Origin of the sequence: Polaromonas sp., from assembly GCF_016185115.1 — a bacterium.
Lineage (GTDB): Bacteria > Pseudomonadota > Gammaproteobacteria > Burkholderiales > Burkholderiaceae_C > Polaromonas.
This window is the reverse complement of the sequence record NZ_JACPOF010000020.1, coordinates 384,725-403,424: the sequence shown is the minus strand read 5'-3', so window position 1 is coordinate 403,424 and position 18,700 is coordinate 384,725. Positions and strand designations below refer to the sequence as shown.

At 60.4% G+C, this 18,700-nt stretch carries 22 protein-coding genes; 11 read left to right on the top strand and 11 right to left on the bottom strand.

The window, feature by feature from the left end; genetic code table 11:
- Window positions 1–56 precede the first annotated feature (56 nt).
- Window positions 57–395: a hypothetical protein gene (locus HYX42_RS14935; protein ID WP_293404383.1), complete on the top strand. Its 339-nt coding sequence runs from the start codon at window positions 57–59 to the stop codon at window positions 393–395.
- A 120-nt stretch (window positions 396–515) separates the two neighbouring features.
- Here the strand turns inward: HYX42_RS14935 and HYX42_RS14930 are convergent, their stop codons facing one another.
- Window positions 516–2,567 (bottom strand): protein kinase, encoded by a 2,052-nt coding sequence (locus HYX42_RS14930; RefSeq protein WP_293404381.1) that lies wholly within the window; start codon window positions 2,565–2,567, stop codon window positions 516–518.
- A 61-nt stretch (window positions 2,568–2,628) separates the two neighbouring features.
- Complete coding sequence (gene rlmJ, locus HYX42_RS14925) at window positions 2,629–3,600, bottom strand: 23S rRNA (adenine(2030)-N(6))-methyltransferase RlmJ (RefSeq protein WP_293404379.1); 972 nt, start codon at window positions 3,598–3,600, stop codon at window positions 2,629–2,631.
- A gap of 277 nt (window positions 3,601–3,877) precedes the next feature.
- On the opposite strand from rlmJ, the gene rplM reads away from it, so the two are divergent.
- From rplM to mdtD, 6 genes are all read left to right on the top strand, one after another.
- A complete protein-coding gene (rplM, locus tag HYX42_RS14920; protein WP_293404377.1) occupies window positions 3,878–4,345 on the top strand; it encodes a 50S ribosomal protein L13 in 468 nt (155 codons plus the stop codon).
- Window positions 4,342–4,734, top strand: a complete 393-nt coding sequence (gene rpsI, locus HYX42_RS14915) for a 30S ribosomal protein S9 (RefSeq protein ID WP_293404375.1) — start codon at window positions 4,342–4,344, stop codon at window positions 4,732–4,734. The genes rplM and rpsI overlap by 4 nt, the downstream gene beginning before the upstream one ends.
- Window positions 4,735–4,931: 197 nt before the next feature.
- A complete protein-coding gene (locus tag HYX42_RS14910) occupies window positions 4,932–5,642 on the top strand; it encodes a DUF6776 family protein (protein ID WP_293404373.1) in 711 nt (236 codons plus the stop codon).
- Between the two features lie 26 nt (window positions 5,643–5,668).
- On the top strand, window positions 5,669–6,091 hold the full coding sequence (locus tag HYX42_RS14905) for a polymer-forming cytoskeletal protein (RefSeq protein WP_293404371.1): 423 nt from the start codon (window positions 5,669–5,671) through the stop codon (window positions 6,089–6,091).
- A 133-nt stretch (window positions 6,092–6,224) separates the two neighbouring features.
- Window positions 6,225–6,590 carry an iron-sulfur cluster insertion protein ErpA gene (erpA, locus tag HYX42_RS14900; RefSeq protein ID WP_293404369.1) on the top strand — a complete coding sequence of 122 codons (366 nt, stop codon included), beginning with the start codon at window positions 6,225–6,227 and terminating at the stop codon, window positions 6,588–6,590.
- Between the two features lie 71 nt (window positions 6,591–6,661).
- A complete protein-coding gene (gene mdtD, locus HYX42_RS14895) occupies window positions 6,662–8,101 on the top strand; it encodes a multidrug transporter subunit MdtD (RefSeq protein ID WP_293404367.1) in 1,440 nt (479 codons plus the stop codon).
- Here the strand turns inward: mdtD and HYX42_RS14890 are convergent, their stop codons facing one another.
- Both HYX42_RS14890 and HYX42_RS14885 read right to left on the bottom strand, forming a co-directional pair.
- Window positions 8,102–9,208: an anhydro-N-acetylmuramic acid kinase gene (locus tag HYX42_RS14890; protein WP_293404551.1), complete on the bottom strand. Its 1,107-nt coding sequence runs from the start codon at window positions 9,206–9,208 to the stop codon at window positions 8,102–8,104. It abuts the gene before it with no gap.
- 73 nt (window positions 9,209–9,281) lie between these two features.
- Complete coding sequence (locus HYX42_RS14885) at window positions 9,282–10,646, bottom strand: M23 family metallopeptidase (RefSeq protein WP_293404365.1); 1,365 nt, start codon at window positions 10,644–10,646, stop codon at window positions 9,282–9,284.
- 236 nt (window positions 10,647–10,882) lie between these two features.
- Between HYX42_RS14885 and tyrS the strand changes: the two genes are divergently transcribed.
- Window positions 10,883–12,115 carry a tyrosine--tRNA ligase gene (gene tyrS / locus HYX42_RS14880; protein ID WP_293404363.1) on the top strand — a complete coding sequence of 411 codons (1,233 nt, stop codon included), beginning with the start codon at window positions 10,883–10,885 and terminating at the stop codon, window positions 12,113–12,115.
- A 96-nt stretch (window positions 12,116–12,211) separates the two neighbouring features.
- Here the strand turns inward: tyrS and HYX42_RS14875 are convergent, their stop codons facing one another.
- From HYX42_RS14875 to HYX42_RS14855, 5 genes are all read right to left on the bottom strand, one after another.
- Window positions 12,212–12,613 (bottom strand): cupin domain-containing protein, encoded by a 402-nt coding sequence (locus HYX42_RS14875; RefSeq protein WP_293404361.1) that lies wholly within the window; start codon window positions 12,611–12,613, stop codon window positions 12,212–12,214.
- A gap of 115 nt (window positions 12,614–12,728) precedes the next feature.
- Window positions 12,729–13,457 carry an ankyrin repeat domain-containing protein gene (locus HYX42_RS14870; RefSeq protein ID WP_293404359.1) on the bottom strand — a complete coding sequence of 243 codons (729 nt, stop codon included), beginning with the start codon at window positions 13,455–13,457 and terminating at the stop codon, window positions 12,729–12,731.
- A gap of 36 nt (window positions 13,458–13,493) precedes the next feature.
- Complete coding sequence (locus HYX42_RS14865) at window positions 13,494–13,985, bottom strand: heme-binding protein (RefSeq protein ID WP_293404357.1); 492 nt, start codon at window positions 13,983–13,985, stop codon at window positions 13,494–13,496.
- Window positions 13,986–14,117: 132 nt separating this feature from the next.
- Entirely contained in the window at window positions 14,118–14,501 is a 384-nt protein-coding gene (locus tag HYX42_RS14860) for a hypothetical protein (protein WP_293404355.1), read from the bottom strand.
- Between the two features lie 83 nt (window positions 14,502–14,584).
- Window positions 14,585–14,911: a DUF2200 domain-containing protein gene (locus HYX42_RS14855; protein WP_293404353.1), complete on the bottom strand. Its 327-nt coding sequence runs from the start codon at window positions 14,909–14,911 to the stop codon at window positions 14,585–14,587.
- Here HYX42_RS14855 and HYX42_RS14850 point away from each other — a divergent pair.
- A complete protein-coding gene (locus HYX42_RS14850) occupies window positions 14,905–15,087 on the top strand; it encodes a hypothetical protein (protein WP_293404351.1) in 183 nt (60 codons plus the stop codon). The two genes, HYX42_RS14855 and HYX42_RS14850, sit on opposite strands and share 7 nt — an antisense overlap.
- Window positions 15,088–15,111: 24 nt before the next feature.
- On the opposite strand, the gene HYX42_RS14845 is transcribed toward HYX42_RS14850, so the two are convergent.
- Window positions 15,112–15,738 carry a response regulator gene (locus tag HYX42_RS14845; RefSeq protein WP_293404349.1) on the bottom strand — a complete coding sequence of 209 codons (627 nt, stop codon included), beginning with the start codon at window positions 15,736–15,738 and terminating at the stop codon, window positions 15,112–15,114.
- On the bottom strand, window positions 15,735–17,222 hold the full coding sequence (locus HYX42_RS14840; protein ID WP_293404347.1) for an ATP-binding protein: 1,488 nt from the start codon (window positions 17,220–17,222) through the stop codon (window positions 15,735–15,737). Before HYX42_RS14840 ends, HYX42_RS14845 begins: the two co-directional genes overlap by 4 nt.
- A 118-nt stretch (window positions 17,223–17,340) precedes the next feature.
- Here HYX42_RS14840 and HYX42_RS14835 point away from each other — a divergent pair, with 118 nt between their 5' ends.
- Together HYX42_RS14835 and dtd are read left to right on the top strand one after the other, a co-directional pair.
- Window positions 17,341–18,099 carry a substrate-binding domain-containing protein gene (locus HYX42_RS14835; protein WP_293404345.1) on the top strand — a complete coding sequence of 253 codons (759 nt, stop codon included), beginning with the start codon at window positions 17,341–17,343 and terminating at the stop codon, window positions 18,097–18,099.
- Window positions 18,099–18,536, top strand: coding sequence for a D-aminoacyl-tRNA deacylase (gene dtd / locus HYX42_RS14830; RefSeq protein ID WP_293404343.1), 438 nt, complete (start codon window positions 18,099–18,101; stop codon window positions 18,534–18,536). Before HYX42_RS14835 ends, dtd begins: the two co-directional genes overlap by 1 nt.
- Window positions 18,537–18,700 lie beyond the last annotated feature (164 nt).

Below are 18,700 nucleotides of genomic sequence, written 5' to 3'. Positions count from 1 at the left end.
TATTCGGGCCGTCGTGTAATACTTAGGACCGTAAGTTTGCATCCCCCCCTGGTGTTATGTCCAACAGAAAAGCTGCCAAATACAACGCATCCCTTCAAGCTGCCAATGGTCTCCCCGAGAGCGTGAGAACGCAGGCTGAGGCGAAGTTTCTGGAGGTACTGGAGTCGGCCTTTGGCAGTCCTTCGAAAGTCTGTGGCGCCTATGTCGAGTGGCTGGCCGCAAGGTCGCTGCATGCAGAAAACCCGCTCGACGCCAGGACGCCTGAAGAGCTGCAGGCCATCAGCCTCTGGGAAAGAGCCGCCGAGGCAGCGACCCGCGCAGTATTCAGCCAGTTGAAGATCAATGTGCGCGAAGCTTTTTTTGAGCTTCACGTCTGGAACTCACGTACCAACTGATTCCAGTTCCCATTAAAAACGATAACTGCGTTGCTTCGTCTTGCCGTGCCACAGCACTGTCTGCGACTTTGCGCCTTGTTCTCGCTTCTAATGGAAACTGGAATAAATACCTGAAGACCTTCAACTGGCCTGCCTGAGATCTGCCAGAAGTTCTGCTGCCGAGCCATAGCGTGCGGCAGGGTCTTTTTGCATGAGCTTGTTGACAACCGTCTGCAGGTGCGCGCACGACGCGGGCAGGGGGGGCGTCTCGGCATTCATGTGTTTGGCAAGCAGCAGTTCCAGCGATTCGGCAATATAGGGCCGCTTGCCGGCCAGCATTTCAAACATCATCACGCCAAGGCTGTAGAGGTCTGACTGTATGGTGACGCCCCTGCCGCCTGCCTGCTCGGGACTGAGGTAGTAAGGCGTGCCGACGACATCGCCGTGGCGTGTTTGCGTCAGGCCCATGCTTTCGGCCTTGAGCATGGATTTGGCAATGCCGAAATCCGCCAGTGCGACGCTGCCGTCCTTGCGCAGCATGATGTTCTCGGGCTTGATGTCGCGGTGTACGATGCCGGCCCGGTGGATGGCATCGAGTGCCTGAGCAACTTCATCGATCACCCGGAGCGCGCGCTGCTGGGTGAGGTCCGGACCGAAGTGGCTGCGCAGGTCGCCACGTTCGAAATATTCCATCGCGATATAGGCGTGCTCGTCGGTGAAGCCCTGGTCGTAAATGCGGATCACGTGCGGGTGGTCGATCTTCGACAACAGCGCGTATTCCTGGATGAAGCGCACCAGGTGTTCGGATGCCTCCTTGCCGCGCGAGTCAAGCACCTTGAGCACGATGAGCAGGCCATCGGCTTCGCGCTCGGCCAGGTACACCTCGGTCATGCCGCCGGAGCCAATCTTGCCTGTAATGCGGTAGCCCTTGAGGCGCACAGTGGCGACGGATGGGTCAAAACCCTGTGCCTTGAGGGCCGCGAGTTTGGCGTCCAGGGCGCTCTTGACGGCGCGCGCCGTGATGGCCGAATTGGCCCTGACCGCCTCGCTGATTTCCTGCGCCCGCTCTGTCAGGCTGGCCATGCCGTGAACCTTGTCGGCCATGGTGGTGACCAGGCCTGTGACCTCAAGCACATCCACGACCAGTTCCTTGCCGCGTACGGCCAGCGAGGTACTGGAGCCGGTCAATATGCCGTCGCCGGCCCTGATCAGGACGGCGGTGCTGGCCACCACCGTCCAGCCGAGTTCCTTGCTGGCTGCCTCCAGCCGGGCCGCAGTGTTGACGGTGTCTCCAATCGGCGCGGTCTCCCTGCTTTGCACGGCACCGAGCTGGCACAGCGTGACTTCCCCGGTGTGTATGCCGACCCCGATGGCAAACGGCGGCAGCCCGCGATCCGGGTAACGCTGCTCAAGCCAGGCGCGGAATTCGTGTGCCGCCAGTGCCATCGCCAGACCCGCAGACACGGCCCGGCGCGCCGCCGGCAGGGGTGAACCTTTGGCGCTGTCGGTGAATACGGCCATCAGCCCGTCGCCTATGAACTTGACGTTGCGGCCGCCGTTTTTGAGGACCGGCTGGCAGGCGCGCTCAAAGTATTCGGTGAGGAGTTCAGCGACTTCGCTGGAGCCCAGCTTTTCCGCCAGTGATGTGAAGTTGCGTATGTCCGAGAACAGCACGGTGGCATCGGGCAATTGTTCGGTGACAGCGCCTTCGGGCGCCTCGACCATGAAGGCCTGCGGAATGCCGCCGCCAATGCTGTGCGCAAAGGCCGCGCGCAAACGCTCTTCGCCGGCAGCGACTTCTGTCTGGATGACGGCTTCAACCCGGCCCCGTTTTTTGATTTGCGCGTTGACGGCATCAAGCAATTCCGTACGCGTAAAAGGCTTGGAGAGGTAGTCGTCAGCACCGCCCGTCATGCCCTTGCGCATGCTTTCCCGGTCGTCCAGAGCGGTCAGCAGGATAAAGGGCAGTGTGGCCGTGGCCTTGTCGCTGCGTATGACCGCCAGCAGTTCAAAGCCGTTCATTCCCGGCATGCTGACATCCGAGACGATCAGGTCGGGCTTGAAGCTGAGGGCGCGTTCCAGGCCCGCATTGCCGTCCGGTGCCGAGATGGTGTCAAAGCCCTCGAGCTTGAGCAGGCGCACGATGTTGTTGCGAATCGCGTCGTCGTCTTCAACTACTAGGATGGTGGTCATCGGCCGGTCTGGATCAGGACAGTGGGTGCAGCGCCGCTGGAATCAAGCCAACAGCAATCCGTCAGCCGCCATGTTCTAGTGTGAATGAGGCATTTCGGTCCTGGCCCAGCAAGGCCACCATCTGCGGCAAGGCCAGTTGCAATTCACCCTTGAGTGTGTGTGGCGGGTTGATGATGAACATGCCACTGGCGGGCAGGCCAGGGCGGACCACATCGCCTGCCTCATCGGTTGTCAGTTTGCTTGATTTGACGGTTAGAACGGCATTCAGCCAGCTTCTTGAGGCCTTCACTGCAAGGGTTTTGAGTTTGCGCGGCAGGTCATGCGCTTCCGGCCGCGGAATCACGGGGTACCAGACCACATAGGTACCCGTGGCAAAGCGCTTGAGGGCGTCAGCCATGCACACGCTGACGCGGCCATAGTCAGACTTCATCTCATAACTCGGGTCGCAGAGCACCATGGCACGGCGCGCAGGCGGGGGCAAAAAGGTCTTGAGCGCCTCAAAGCCGTCTTCGCGCGCCACCGCAACCTGGCGGCCGACACTGAGTTGCTCAATATTGCCAGAAAGGGATTTGTAGTCAGTCGGGTGCAGCTCAAAGAGCTTGAGCTTGTCGCGGCCGCTGAGGAATTGCTGCTCAATAAAGGGTGAGCCGGGATAAATCTTCAGGTGCGCGGGGTTGCCGCTTTCGGCGAATTGCGGGTTCAGCCCGCGCAGAATGTCCACGTACGCCTGAAGGGCGGGACACAGCACAATGGGCGCTGCGAGCTTTGTTTTTTTGACGGATGTTGCAGCGGCTGCAGGCGCCCCGGCGGGCGCTTCAGCTTTCTGGAAAAGCCTGAAAACACCGTCTTTGGCTTCCCCGCTGGTTTCCGTGTAATCGCCGTCCAGGCGGTACAGGCCGGCCCCGGCATGGGTGTCTATCACGGTCAGCGCCGTGTCTTTCTGGGTCAGATACTTCATCAACGCGATCAGCGTGGTGTGCTTGAGCACATCGGCGTGGTTGCCTGCGTGAAAGGCGTGGCGGTAGGAAAACATGGCTTGATGGTACCTGCTTGAAGCCTGCCCGGGCACCTGCCAGTGGTGCCAAAACCGGCATTTGCCCGTGTTTTGGCCCAAAAAACGGAAATTGACCAACCCGGTCGATATTTCATATAATCGAGGGCTTCGCAGCGCATATGTGGTTCCGCGGCGAAGATGGCCAGGACGGCCTTTATTTGCCTTCCTTGCCGAAAATTCCTACCTAAGAGGTTCTCAACAGAAGAACGCCGACCGTAGAAAAGAACCCGCCAAACCTTCTTTAAAGAGAAAACTCATGAAAACGTTCAGCGCAAAACCCGCTGACGTGACGCACGAGTGGTTTGTGATTGACGCGACCGACAAGGTCCTCGGACGAGTAGCCAGCGAAGTTGCTCTCCGTTTGCGCGGCAAACACAAGGCCATTTATACGCCTCACGTCGATACCGGTGACTTCATCGTCATCATCAACGCAGCCCAGCTGCGTGTCACCGGCGCCAAGCCGCTCGACAAGATCTACTATCGCCATTCCGGTTATCCAGGCGGCATCACTGCCACCAATTTCCGCGACATGCAGGCCAAGCACCCAGGCCGCGCCCTGGAAAAAGCCGTCAAGGGCATGCTGCCCAAGGGCCCGCTCGGTTACGCCATGATCAAGAAACTCAAGGTGTACGGTGGTGCTGAGCATCCGCATACCGCCCAACAGCCCAAAGTGCTGGAAATTGCAGGCATGTCTGCCAATGCAGTCAAGGAGTCGGCCAAATGATTGGTGATTGGAACAACGGCACCGGCCGCCGCAAATCAAGCGTCGCCCGCGTGTTCATCAAAAAAGGCACTGGCAAGATCACGATCAATGACCGTGACATCCAGGTGTTCTTCGGTCGCGAGACCTCGATCATGATCTGCCGCCAGCCCCTGTTCCTGACGAACCACGTCGAGACGTTTGACATCATGGTCAACGTCCACGGCGGCGGCGAGTCCGGCCAGGCCGGTGCGATCCGCCACGGCATCACCCGTGCGCTGATCGACTATGACACCACACTCAAGCCGGCCCTGAGCCAGGCTGGTTTTGTGACCCGTGATGCCCGTGAAGTCGAACGTAAAAAGGTCGGTTTCCGTTCAGCACGCCGCCGCAAGCAGTTCAGCAAGCGTTAATCCCGCTTGCAGCCCTGCTGCAAAAAAGCCGCCACGGTTTTGCCTGGCGGCTTTTTTTATTGGGCATCAATTGAGGTTGTTTGAGCCTCAGAATGTAAGTGAGTGCAAACAGTTACGACGCTTTACGTCCCAATTTTCCGGACGGCGCCCGGTTTGCGTGCACAATGCCTTTCCTTTGAAAAAACGCAGAACGTCTTTTGAAATTCCGCCTCTTTCGCCGCCGCCTCACCATCAGTTCCCCCCGCATGTCTGTACGCAGCGCCTTGCCCTGGCCCCTGCGCTGGCTGCTGGGCGCCGTCATGCTGGGCTTTTCAGCCGCAGTGGCGCTCTGGGCATTTGAATTCGGCAAGGGCATCGCCGGCCTGGACACCAATGCCAAGCAGGAGTTGCAAACCCTGCGCGCCGAGGTGCAGGCCTTGCGTTCGGACCGCGACAAGGCCCAGTCCATCGCGAACACGTCAGGCAGCCTGCTGACGGCAGAAAAAGCCGCCCAGGAGAAAATGGCGGCCCAGATCCGCCAACTCGAAGCTGACAACCTCTTGTTGCGGGATGATCTGGGTTTTTTCGAGAAATTGCTGCCCGCGAGTGGTGCAGATGGCGTGTCCATCCGCAGTCTGCAGGCTGAAATGGTCTCGGGTTCCCAGCTCAAATGGCAGGTTTTGGTGATTCAGCCGGTCAAGGGCGCGGCAGAATTCAAGGGCAAGCTGGAGATGACCGTGAATGGAACGCTTTCCGGCAAAGCCTGGACGACCACCCTGCCGGGCGGGGCACAGGTCTTGCAACTCAAACAGTACCGGCGGGTTGAGGGGGTTCTGGATTTGCCCCCGCAAGCCGTGGTACAAACTGTTACAGCGAAGGTTTTAGAGGGAACGGCCACCCGTTCCGTGCAAACCTTCAAGCTGAAATAGCTTCTTTACTTACAGGAATGACGCACATGTTCGGCAAGAAAAAGCAGCCTCCCATCAAAAGCCTTATCGCGCAGGGTACTGCCATCGAAGGTAATCTGAGATTCACCGACGGTTTGCGCATTGACGGCGATGTGGTGGGCGACATCTGTGCGGCTGAAGGCTCGTCCAGCATTCTGGTGATCAGTGAGTCGGCCAGCGTGACGGGCCGCATCCATGCCGACCACGTCATCATCAACGGCAAGGTGCTGGGCCCTGTTCATGCATCTGAACTGCTGGAATTGCAGCCCAAGGCCAGTATTCAGGGAGACGTATCCTACAAGGCGCTCGAAATGCACCAGGGCGCGGTCATCTTTGGTCAGTTGCGACCTACCAGCCAGGGCATGGAAGAAAAACCCCTGCTCACGCTTGCCGCAGACAATACCAACCCGCCATTGGCAATAGCCGGCTGATGCTCCAGAAGCAGGGAGTAAGTACCAACATGCCTGTGCCCGCGGTGAGCGGGTTGGCATGAAGGCATGAGGCCGGTATGGTTGATCAATTTGCTGTACTATTACTCTTCAAGCCCTGAATACGGAGTTCCACATGAGCGCAGTTGCTGAAAATATCCAGACCGAAATGCCTTCACCGTTTGTCTTCACTGACAGCGCAGCGGCCAAGGTGGCGGACCTGATCGCCGAAGAAGGCAATCCGGACCTGAAGCTGCGCGTGTTTGTTCAGGGCGGCGGTTGCTCCGGCTTCCAGTATGGTTTCACCTTTGATGAAATCACCAACGAGGACGACACCACCATGACCAAAAACGGTGTGTCGCTGTTGATCGATGCCATGAGCTACCAGTACCTGGTTGGCGCCGAGATTGATTACAAGGACGACCTCGAAGGCGCCCAGTTCGTGATCAAGAACCCCAACGCCACCAGCACCTGCGGTTGCGGCTCCAGCTTCTCTGCCTGAGGACTGGCCCCTACCTGCTTTTAAAAGCCGCCCCTGAGGCGGCTTTTTGCTTTCAGACCCTGTAAAAGTTCATGCTGATCAAACCCGTTTCGCCGAGCGAAGAAAAATCCCTGCGCATGCTGCTGTGGCTGGTGGCCATAGGTTTTTTCATGCAGACGCTGGATGCCACCATCGTCAACACGGCACTGCCGGCCATGGCGCGCAGTTTTGGCGAAAGCCCGCTGCGCATGCAGTCGGTAGTCGTCGCTTATTCATTGACCATGGCCATGCTGATACCGGCCTCGGGCTGGATCGCCGACCGCTTCGGCACGCGGCGTGTCTACGTCGCGTCCATCACGCTGTTTGTGCTGGGCTCCATCGCCTGCGCCTTGGCGCGCAACGTCGACCAGCTGGTGATGGCGCGTGTGCTTCAGGGGGCTGGCGGCGCATTTCTCATGCCGGTCGGCCGGCTTGCCGTGCTGAGGGCCTATCCGCGGGAGCGCTTCCTGCAGGCCATGAGCTTTATTGCAATTCCCGGCCTCGTCGGCCCGCTGGTGGGGCCTACGCTGGGCGGCTGGCTGGTGGAAGTGGCCACGTGGCACTGGGTGTTCCTGATCAACATCCCGGTTGGCCTGATCGGTGCCGTTGCCACGCTGTTTTACATGCAGCACAACCCGCGCACCAACATGCCGCGCTTTGACATCACCGGCTATCTGTTTCTGGCGTTTGGTATGGTCACGGTGTCGCTGGCAGTCGATGGCGTATCGGGGCTGGGGCTGAAGCAGGTGAGTGTGCTGGTGCTGCTGGTTTTCGGCATGGCCAGCCTGACGGCCTATTGGCTGCATGCGACCAAGCGGCCAGACCCGCTTTTTTCGCCCAAACTGTTTTCAATCCCCACTCTCAGCATCGGCTTGTTGGGCAACCTGTTCTCGCGCCTGGGCAGCTCGTGCATGCCCTTTCTGGTGCCGCTGCTGCTGCAGGTCAGCCTCAACTTCTCGCCGTTCCGCGCCGGCATGATGATGATTCCCGTGGCCGTTGCCGGCATGCTGGTCAAACGTGTCACCACGCCGCTCATCACGCGCTACGGTTACCGCAGGGTGCTGGTGACCAACACGGCGCTGGTGGGTGTCACGATGGCAAGTTTTGCATTCATCACGCCATCGCAGCCACTGTGGCTTCACATCGCGCAGCTGGCAGTGTTTGGTGCTGTCAACTCCATGCAGTTCACGGCCATGAACACGGTGACCCTGCGTGACCTCGAACCCCATATGGCCAGCAGCGGCAACAGCCTGCTGTCCATGGTGCAGATGCTGGCAATGAGCATGGGCGTGGCCGCAGCGGGCGCCGTGCTGGCCGGGTTCACGGGTTATTTTGGCAGTGGTGAATCGACACAGGTCCTGTACGCCTTTCAGGCGACGTTTGTGACCATGGGACTCATCACGCTGGCATCAGCGGCCATCTTCTGGCAACTGTCGCCTGCCGTACGCGTGGTCAAGAAAGCTGAATCGACCGAAGCCTCCGGGCAGGGATAGCTAGGCTGGGTAGATGGCGCCCAGAATGCGCGGGCCTGCAGCCCCCGTCACGCTGGCGAGATTTCCTGGTTCGCGATGAATCGCCTGTCGTGCCAGCCATGCGAAGGCTGCCGCTTCAACCTGCAGGGGCGGCAGGCCGCGTGATTCCGAAGATGACACACGCATCGCCGGCAGCCCGGCCTGCAGGCGATGCATCAGGTGCGTGTTGAACGCACCGCCGCCACACACTAATAGCTCTGCGCTGTCTTTGGCGTATTCGCTGACGGCTGCAATGCATGCGCGTGCGGTGAATTCGGTCAATGCGTTCTGTATGTCTTCAGGCCGCTCTGACGAATATGCCGCCAGCTTGCTCGCCAGCCAATGCATGCTGAACAGGTCCCGCCCTGTGCTTTTGGGTGGAGGCAGTTGCAGGTAGGGTTCGCTGAGTAAACTTTCGAGCAGGCCCTTGACCACCTTGCCGCTTGCAGCCCACGCGCCGCCTTCGTCAAAAGGCTTGCCCGTGTGCTGCTGGCACCAGGCATCCATGAGCGCGTTGCCGGGGCCACAGTCAAAACCAATGACTGGCGTGGTGCTGCCTGAAGGCGGCAACACGCTGATGTTGGAGATGCCTCCCACATTCATGACGGCGACCGTGCTGTCGGCACCCCCAAACATGGCCTGGTGAAACGCAGGCACCAGCGGTGCGCCCTGGCCACCTGCGGCCACGTCGCGGCTGCGGAAATCTGCCACCACATCAATGCCGGTGAGTTCAACAAGCAGCGCAGGGTTGTTGAGCTGTATGGTGTAACCGGTATCTTTTTGCGGCTGGTGCCTGACAGTCTGCCCGTGCGCGCCTATGGCCGTTACGGGTCCCGATGCCTTTACCTTGAGTGCATTGGCCACTTTGGCGTAGACCTTTGCCAGCTCATTGCCAACCATTGCCGCGCGGTGCAGTTCGTTGCCCGCAGGTGAATTGAGCGCTAGCAGTTCAGCCCGAAAGCTGTCGCTGAATGCTTCACTGAATGCCGCAATGACCTTCAGTTTGCCGTCTGAAAAATCGGCCAGCACGCCATCAGCGCCATCCAGGGAAGTGCCTGACATCAGGCCGATATAAAGATCAGGCATCAGGTTATTTTGCCCGAGTGATCAGGCCATAAAAAATGCGCCCCTCAGGACGCATTTTTTATGGGCATTTACCTGCTTATTCTGCGCGGGTCTGGCCGATGGTGGTCGCAGCCTGCAGTTCGGTTTTGACAGATGCAGCCAGTTGCTTGAACAAAGGCATGGCGGCCGGGGATACCGGAATCGTCTCGCTCTGTTTTGCGATGGTCATGGGGTCGTGCTGGGTGCCGTTGACGCGCACTTCAAAATGCAGGTGCGGGCCGGTCGCCCAGCCGGTCGAGCCCACCAGGCCAATGGTCTGGCCCTGGCTGACGTTCTGGCCGCGCTGCACCATGAGTTTGCTCAGGTGGGCGTAAACCGTCTCCTGGCCATTTCGGTGCTTGACGAAAACTACATTGCCATAGCCGTTCTGCACGCCCGAGAATTCGACCACACCGTCACCCACAGCGCGTGCGGGTGTGCCGGTGGGGGCTGCAAAATCGGTACCCAGGTGGGCGCGCCATTTCTGCAGTATGGGGTGAAAGCGCATCGAGAAACCGCTGCTGACGCGCGAGAACTCGACTGGCGAGCTCAGGAAGGCGCGGCGCAGGCTCTGGCCGTCGAGTGTGTAGTAACCGCCCTTGTTCGCAGCGCCCGTGTTGTCTGTGCCCGGTGGCTGGAACCACATCGCCTGGAAGGCCTTGCCTGCGTTGACGAACTCAGCAGACAGCACGCGGCCGGTGCGCAGTGCTTCGCCGTCGGCTTCCAGCGTTTCATAAACGACGTTGAAGCGGTCACCTTTGCGCAGCGCGCGGCGGAAATCGATGTCGCCCGAGAAAATTTCAGCCATCTGCACGGCCACACCGTCGGGAATGCGTGCTTCGTCGGTAGCTGCAAACAGCGATGACTGAATGGCGCCGCTGGCCAGACGCGAGGTAGCGACGTAAGGCGCCGTTTCAACGCGTGAGGTGAAACCGGCTGCATCGCGCTGAACCACCAGGCGCTTGAACATGGTTTCATCGTCGGTCGGCCAGCGCATGGTCAGCTTGTGCAGTTGCTGGTTGTCAGTGGCTTCAACAGTGACGTTCTTGCCCGGGCGGCCCATCAGCACCAGGCGCGCATTGGCATCGTTGCGCAAGAAGGCGGCTGCGGCCGCATCGTCAACATTCAGGCGCTTGAGCAGGGAGTCAAAGCTGTCGCTGCTGCGGGTGCTGTCGGTGCGAAAGAGCTTGAAGCGGAAATCAGCCAGCACGTCGGTCTGGCCCTGGGTCGGCAGGGGCTGCACGGCTTCCAGCACCTGGCGAATCGGCAGGTCGGACGCATCGGGCGCGAGGGGCGCAACACCGAAGGCGGTGACGCCGGTGCCCAGCAGCAGGACTGCAAGGCTGGTGGTGATTCGTTTGGGGTGGCGGCGCAGGCTGGCGGCGACAGAAAGAACAACTTGCTTGGGAGTGGTCAGGCGCAAAACAAAAACTTCCAGCTAAAGTGCAGGCTGCCACCGAAAAACGGCCTGCAGGCTGCGATATCAGGAATCGGTGACCACCCACAAACCCTTTGGGCATGCGGCATGGGACTTTTATCAACCGGACTCAAACGTTCTGGTCTGGATCAGCAATTTGCAGGCCAACTAAAATGGTGCACTGACACAAGACGGATGCCAGTATATCTGTCAGACAACACCCCGACATGTGAAAAACCCTTATGAATCAAGCGCTTGTTACAAAATACCCCGTCACTGACCGTGTAAAGATGGCCCTGGCAGTGACCTTGAGGGGTTGCGAAGAGCTGATTCCGCAGGAGGACTGGGTCCAGAAGCTGGCAAAGTCCGAAGCCACGGGCGTGCCGCTGCGCATCAAATTGGGGCTGGACCCTACCGCGCCGGACATCCACGTCGGCCACACCGTGGTACTGAACAAGATGCGTCAGCTGCAGGACCTGGGCCATACCGTCATCTTTTTGATCGGCGATTTCACCAGCCTGATCGGCGACCCATCGGGCCGCAACACCACCCGCCCGCCGCTCACGCCCGAGCAGATCAAGGTCAACGCCGAAACCTACCGCGCCCAGGCCGACAAGATCCTGGACCCCAGCAAGACCGAGCTGCGCTACAACAGCGAATGGTGCGAACCGCTGGGCGCCACCGGCATGATCCAGCTCGCCTCGCGCTACACCGTCGCCCGCATGATGGAGCGCAACGATTTCAATGACCGCTACAAGGCCGGCACGCCCATCAGCGTGCATGAGTTTTTGTACCCGCTCATGCAGGGTTATGACTCCGTGGCACTCAAAAGCGACCTCGAGCTGGGCGGCACCGACCAGAAGTTCAACCTGCTCATGGGCCGCCACCTGCAGGCCGAATACGGCCAGGAGCCGCAGTGCATCCTGACCATGCCGCTGCTTGAAGGCCTGGACGGCGTCGACAAGATGTCCAAAAGCAAGAACAACTACATCGGTATTTCAGAAGACGCCAACACCATGTTCGCCAAGGTGCTGAGCATCTCTGACGTGCTGATGTGGAAGTGGTACACGCTGCTGTCCTTCCGCAGCGAAGCCGACATCGCCGCGCTGAAGGCAGAAGTTGAGGGCGGCCGCAATCCCAAGGACGCCAAGGTGGCGCTGGCCAAGGAAATCACTGCGCGCTTTCACAGCGCATCAGCAGCCGATGCTGCAGAGCAGGACTTCATCAACCGCAGCAAGGGCGGCGTGCCGGATGAGATTCCCGAGGTCAGCGTGTCGGGCGCGCCGCTGGGCATAGGCGCCTTGCTCAAGGCCGCAGGCCTGGCGCCATCTGGCAGCGAAGCCACGCGCCTCATCGAAGGTGGTGGCGTGCGGGTTGATTCAAGTGTGGTGAGCGACAAGGCCCTGAAGCTCGATGCCGGTACCTATGTGGTTCAGGTCGGTAAGCGCAAGTTCGCAAAAGTCAAATTGAGCTAACCCCCCGAAGCGGCCTGTCGGCCGCCTCCCCCCTCAGGGGGGCGCCATCTGCGGCCCGGCAAAGCCGGTTCCGCGCTGGCACTTGCAAAGACGGTATCAGGGCGCCGGTGTGGCCAGCGGCTTGCCCTTTTCAACAACGTACACACCGACCAGCTTGACGGCTGCACTGCCGTTGTTGTGGGCGTCATGCACCACGCCGGCAGGCACGACAAACGATTCACCGGCCTTGACCTGTTTGGGCGGCTGGCCGTCGACCAGCAGGGTGACATCGCCTTCCATCACATAGCTGATTTCATCACCGGGGTGGGTGTGGCGGCCGGCCTTGGCGCCTGCTGCAACTTCCACGCGGGCGACCACGGCTTCGCGGCCGGGCACAGACACGTCAGCCTTGCCGACCAGGGTGCGCGTCAGGCCTGAAGCTTGCGCAAACAGCGTGCCGGCGGCAACGGTGAGCAGGCCGCCCAGAACAATGGCTGAAGCACGTTTGTTAATTTTCATGTCGTGTGTCTCCTCGGGGTGATAAATAAAAAAGGAATGCGGCACGTGCCGCATTCCTTTCATCTTAGGGTTGCATCGCTGCATCCCGACCCGGTAACAACCCTCAATCAGTCTTTCAGGATTTGGCGGGGCTGCGTTTGCCCGCCTGCTCCAGCATCTTCACCATCTCGGCATAGCCGCGTGATTTGGCCAGTTGCAGTGGCGTGTTGCCTTGCCTGTCTGTCAGCTGCACATTGGCGCCGGCGTTGATCAGCGCGCGCAATGTTTCCTGGTGGCGCGGCCCGCCATTGCCCAGCACGACAGATTCAATCGCCGCCGTCCAGTGCAGGTTGTTCACATGGTCCAGAGGTGCACCGGCTGCGATCAGTTGTTTGACCACACCGTCATGGCCCAGGTGCGCTGCCGCAATTAGGGCCGTGCCGTCGTAGCGGCTGGTGATGAGCTTCGCGCTGGCGCCAGAGGCCAGTAGCACGCGCAAGGTTTCTTCGTCATCGGCCACCGACGCAATCGTCACGCCGTCGTACCTGTCCTTGTCGAGCAGGTTGATGTCGGCACCGGCTTTGACCAGTGCACGTATCGCTTCACGCTGTTTCGCAAAACTTGCCACATGCAGCGGCGTGCGGCCGTTGCCATCGCGTGCATTCAGGTCGGCTTTGCCGGCGACCAGCCTTTCGATCTTGGCGACATCACCCTTTTGGGCCGCGGCGTGCAGGCCCGTGTAGGCCGCGGCTTCTGCCGCGCTGGGGGCGACCTGCGCCATGGCAGGACCGCCACTTACAGCAGCCAAACCGATGGCGATAGCTGCTGCAAGTTTCTTCAGTTCAGAAAAATGTGTCCTGCGCATGGCGCTCTCCTTCAGTTTGGTTTTGAAAGTCGGCGTTTAGTTGAGAAGCGCCTTGACCTTGTCCAGCGCCACCATCGCGCACTGCTCGTCCAGGTTGCCGCCAGGTGCACCGCCAACGCCGACGGCGCCAATCACTTCATTGCCCACCTTGACCGGCACGCCACCGCCCAGCAGCAGGTAGCCGGGAATGTGCACCAGGTTGGCTGCAGCAGGGTTCTTCTGCGAAGCGTCCATCATGGCCAGCGTGGTGTTCTTGGCCGATGCCGAGGTGAAGGCCTTGGCCTGGCTCGCGCCCAGCGTGTGCGGGCCGGCGTTGTCGGCGCGCTGCACGGCACGCACGGTACCGGCGCGGTCGACCACGGTGGCGGCCACTGCATAACCGTTGGCGGCGCAGGCTGCGACGCTGGCAGCAGCGATCTGGTTGGCCAAGTCGAGGGACATGTTCTTCTCGGTACGCACAGCCTGCGCTTGCGCGCCAGCGGCGACCAGGGTCAGGGCGAGGGCAGAAAATTTGATGATGTTGCGCATGGTGTTCTCCATTAATTAATTTGTTCTTCAACCGGTTCGATTAACCGTGAATGAACTTTAAAAAATGGAGGGCGCATTGCCCATTCGTAGGGCTACGCGAGGGGCTCCGTAGAACTACGGAGTGCTGCAGCGTCACTTGACCAAGATAGCTTTCACATTGAAGGTCTGTTCACCCTTCATCGTGCCGACCACCTCGTCGCCGTTTACGGTCAAGGTAAATGTTTTTACACAATCCTTGTGCACGGCGTCACCACTCGACTCGAAGACGCGCGTAGCGGCTTCGGTGGAGATCAGCCTGAGTGGCAGTACTGCCCCGGGTTTGCACAGCGGGTGACCTTTTTCGAGCTTGACAGTGAGGCTGGTCAGGTCGAACTCGACCCCGCCGCGAAAGTTCTGGTTGTCAGTACGTACAACTTCCCCCTTGTAGCGAAGGGGAGTGTCAGCCGCAAGCGCCATACTTGTGGACAACGCGATCAGGCTGGCGAAAACCGCGGGAACGGTCGAGAGTGCTTTCATTGATTCCTCCATCGTGAAGATTTGCGGTCGAAATTTACAGAGTGGGTTGACCCTAACCGAGAACTACCACCACGACATGGTATTCACTGGCGAAGGATCTTTGCCATGGCCTTGCCTTTAGCAAGTTCATCGACCAGCTTGTCCAGCTGGCGAATCTTTTTCATCAGCGGGTCCTCTACCTCTTCCACGCGGACGCCGCAGACTACACCTGTGATCATTGAAGTGTTCGGATGCATGCGGGGGGCTTGTGCAAAGAAGGCCGCGAAGTCTGTCTTCTTTTCAATCTGGTGTTGCAGGCCAGCCTGGTCATAGCCTGTAAGCCAGCAAATGAGAATATCGACCTCTTCCTGGGTGCGACCTTTGCGTTCTGCCTTCTTTACATAGGCGGGATACACGGTCGCAAATGGCATGGCGAAGATTCGATGTGTATTCATCTGGAAACCCCAAGTTCATGCTGTCTGGAACGCTGCATGCGACGCATGGCGGTCTGCTGCTGCGCATCTGCGACAAGCAATTTACTGTATGTGTCGTCGTCTCGCATGATTTGCCCACTGCTGCAGTTCGAGAAACGCTGGTAGCTAACTGATACCTGACCGGTCACCTGCAATTTTTAGCCTGTAGTATCCACCAAGGCCGCATACTGCCGAATCAACTGAGCCAGCGACTCCGCCTCCAGCTTGGCAAACAAATTGGCTCGATGCGTCTCGACTGTACGAGGCGACACATCAAGCGCCCGCCCGATCTCCTTATTCGTCAGCCCGGCAACGATCAACCCCAGCACCTCGCGCTCGCGCTCCGACAGTTGTGCAAACCGCTCCTGCGCCTGCCTGTCGTTTTTATTGCGTTCGCGTGACTTGACGTGCTGGCGCACGGCGTTCTGCAGAGCTTCGAGCAGTTGCTCGTCGTTGACCGGCTTTTCGAGAAACTCTGCGGCCCCCGACTTGAAGGCACGCCGGCACATCTCGACCGTTCCGTGGCCGGTCAGCATGATGACGGGCTGATCCACGCCTTGCGCGATCAGCGTTTCGAGCACCGTGAGGCCGCTGATGCCCGGCATGCGCACGTCGAGCACGATGGCGCCTATGGTGTCGCGGTCGAAACCTGCCATGAAGGCCTGCGGGTCGGCCCAGGGTTGCACGCGCAGGCCGACGGTACTAATGAGGAGTGACAGGCCATCGCGCACGGCGGCATCGTCGTCAATCAGATGAATTAAAGGCGACAGTGTGGCTGAACTCATGATGGCTTTTTATCCGCACCAGCCAGTGGCAATGACAACCTGAACACCGCCCCGCGTGGCGTGTTGTGCGAAGCAGCCAGGCTGCCGCCCATGCCGGTGGCGAGGGTCTCGCACAAACTCAGGCCCAGCCCAAGTCCGCCTTCGCGTGTGGTGAAGAAAGGCTCGAAGATACGCGGCAGCACCTCGGGCGCAATGCCGGGGCCGGTGTCGCTGACGGTCATCACGCCTGCGCGGCCTTCGCTGCCGAGGCGCACATTGAGTTTGCGTTCCGCGGCCGGTACCTTGTCGAGCGCCTGCAGTGCGTTCATCAGCAGGTTGTGGATGATCTGGTCGAGTGCGATGTGCTCGGCCATCACGACGGGCGAGGCTTGCTGCAAAGCCACCTGCGGCGACACCTCGCGCTTTTTGAATTCGGGCTCCAGCAAATACAGCGCGTTGTTGACGGCGTCCTGCAGATTGATGGCCTCTGCCTGTGCAGCACGGTCGGGCCGCTCGACAGCGCGGCGCAGGCGGCCCACGACGTCTGACGCGCGGCGTGCCTGTTCTGCGGCTTGTGTCATCGCGCCGCGTGCCGTGTCCAGATCGGGCGGGTCATCGGCCAGCAGGCGTGAGGCGGCCTGTGTGTTGGCGAGCAGGGCGGTGAGCGGCTGGTTCAGCTCGTGCGCCATGCCGGCAGCCAGTTCGCCCAGCGTGTTGAGCCGCGCGACCTGGCCCAGGCGCAGCAGCTCTTCGGCGCGCTGGCGTTCAGAGCGCTGGCGCAGCAGGGCGAAAGCAGTCGTCAATACTGCGGCTACCAGCACGCCCCAGGCCGCCATCCACGCCCAGGGCATTTCGCCCCAGCCGACCTGGCGCAGCGCATACACATCAAAAGGCTGGCTGTCGGTGGCCAGGTGTTTGTGAAAGTCAAAACGCCAGCCGCCTTCACGAATGCGGCCGGGTTGTATGACAAAGGTCTGGCTGTCTTGCTCCAGCGTCACGCGCACCGGGCTGGCGTCGGGCGCCATCGGCCATTCGCTCCACGGCACCACGGCGCGCACATCCATCTGCAGGCTGTAGCTCACCGGTTCTGCTGCCAGCACCAGCTGGTAGCGGCCGCGTGCAAAATCGGTTACGGCCAGCACCGGCCGCTTGAGCGCGCGCGATAACGTCTCGGCCTTGGTCAAACGTTCATCGGGCCAGGCGGCATCGACCTCGCGCCGCTGCACGCCGGTGATCTGCGGGTAGACCGAAGGCAGGCGCTGCTCGGGTTGCGCCGACGGCGGCTGTGAGAGATCGGGCGCGGCCTGCATCAGCGCCAGCATGGCCATGACGGCGTCGTGCTGCACGGCGCGCTGGCTCAGCAGGCGGTGGGCGATGCGGGCGTCGGTCTCGAAGGCATCGCGTATCTGGCCCAGCTGCAGCCGCCCCAGCACCAGGCAGCCGATGGCGGTGATGAGGCACCAGAGAAGAATCCAGGGCCAGCGGCGGTACAGGGTGGGGAGCATGCGGGCATTCTTGCATAGCGGGATAGCACCGTGGCCGCTGGCGGCGGGGCCGTCAATAATGCAGAGGTCGCACCGCACTCAACACCCGATCTTTTCAACGCCTGATTCTGGAGTTTTCATGAACCCTCTTTCCGTCCTTTCGAAATGCCTGCCGCTGGCTGCTGCACTGTTGGTTGGCGCAGCATCTGCAGCCGACATCGCCGTGCTCAGCGCCGGCGCCATCGAGCCCGGGCTGAAGGCCGCCGTGTTGGCCTATGAAAAACAATCCGGGCACAAGGTGCAGATCACCTTCAACACCGCGCCTGAACTCAAAAAACGCATGGACAGCAACCCGGCGTTCGACGTCGTGATTGCGCCGCCGGCCGTGATCGGCGAATTTGCCGGCGCAGGTAAGCTGGCCGAAACGCGCGCCAACGTCGGCCGCGTGGGCATGGGCGTGGCGGTGCGCGAAGGCGCGCCGGTGCCAGATATCTCCAGCGCCGATGCCATGAAGCAGTCGGTGCTGGCGGCTGACTCGCTCGTGTTCAACCGCGCATCGACCGGGCTGTACCTTGAAGGCCTGCTCAGGAAGATGGAGGTTTACAGCCAGGTCGAGGGCAAGACCACGCGTTACCCCGATGGCGCGTCGGTGATGGAACACGTCATCAAGGGCAAGGGCAGGGAGGTCGGCTTTGGCGCGATCACTGAAATATTGCTGTACAGCGGCAAGGGCCTGAGGTTTGTCGGGCCTGTGCCAGCGGCCGTGCAGAACTACACCTCTTACACGGCAGCGCCGCTGGCCTCGGGCAAGCAGCAGGCGCTGGCGCAGGAGTTTGTGAGCTTTCTGGCCGGGCCGGTCGGCAAGCCGCTGTTTGTGGCGGCGGGCGTGACGGACTGATGAAAGCGGTGTTGCAACGCGTCAGCGAGGCGCGGGTTGTGATTGCAGGCGAGACGGTCGGCGACATTGGCCAGGGCCTGCTGGTGCTGGTGTGCGCCGAGAAGGGCGATACCGATGCCCGGGCCGACAGATTGCTGGCCAAAATCCTCAAACTGCGCATCTTCTCCGATGACAACGGCAAGATGAACCTCAGCGTGCAGGACGTCAAAGGCGGCCTGCTCATCGTCAGCCAGTTCACGCTGGCGGCTGACGTCTCAGGCGGCAACCGACCCAGCTTCACCGCCGCCGCGCCGCCGGATGAAGGCCGCCGGCTGTACGACTACTTGGTGGCGCAGGCCCGGGTGCAGCACCCGGTGGTCGCCACGGGCAGGTTTGGCGCCGACATGCGGGTTGAACTGGTCAACGACGGCCCGGTCACCATCCCTTTGCAGCTTTGATTTACTATTAAATTCATAGCTGCTCACGTGCGTATTTATTGGCTTGTGGCCGATTTTATGCCTGAAAACAGGCCTTTTTTGCCTGTTTTTTAAGCAGGCTGGCTTGTTGGGGCCAACTCAAACCTCAAAAGTTAATATGGAAGTTAACTTTTTCTAATTTTTTA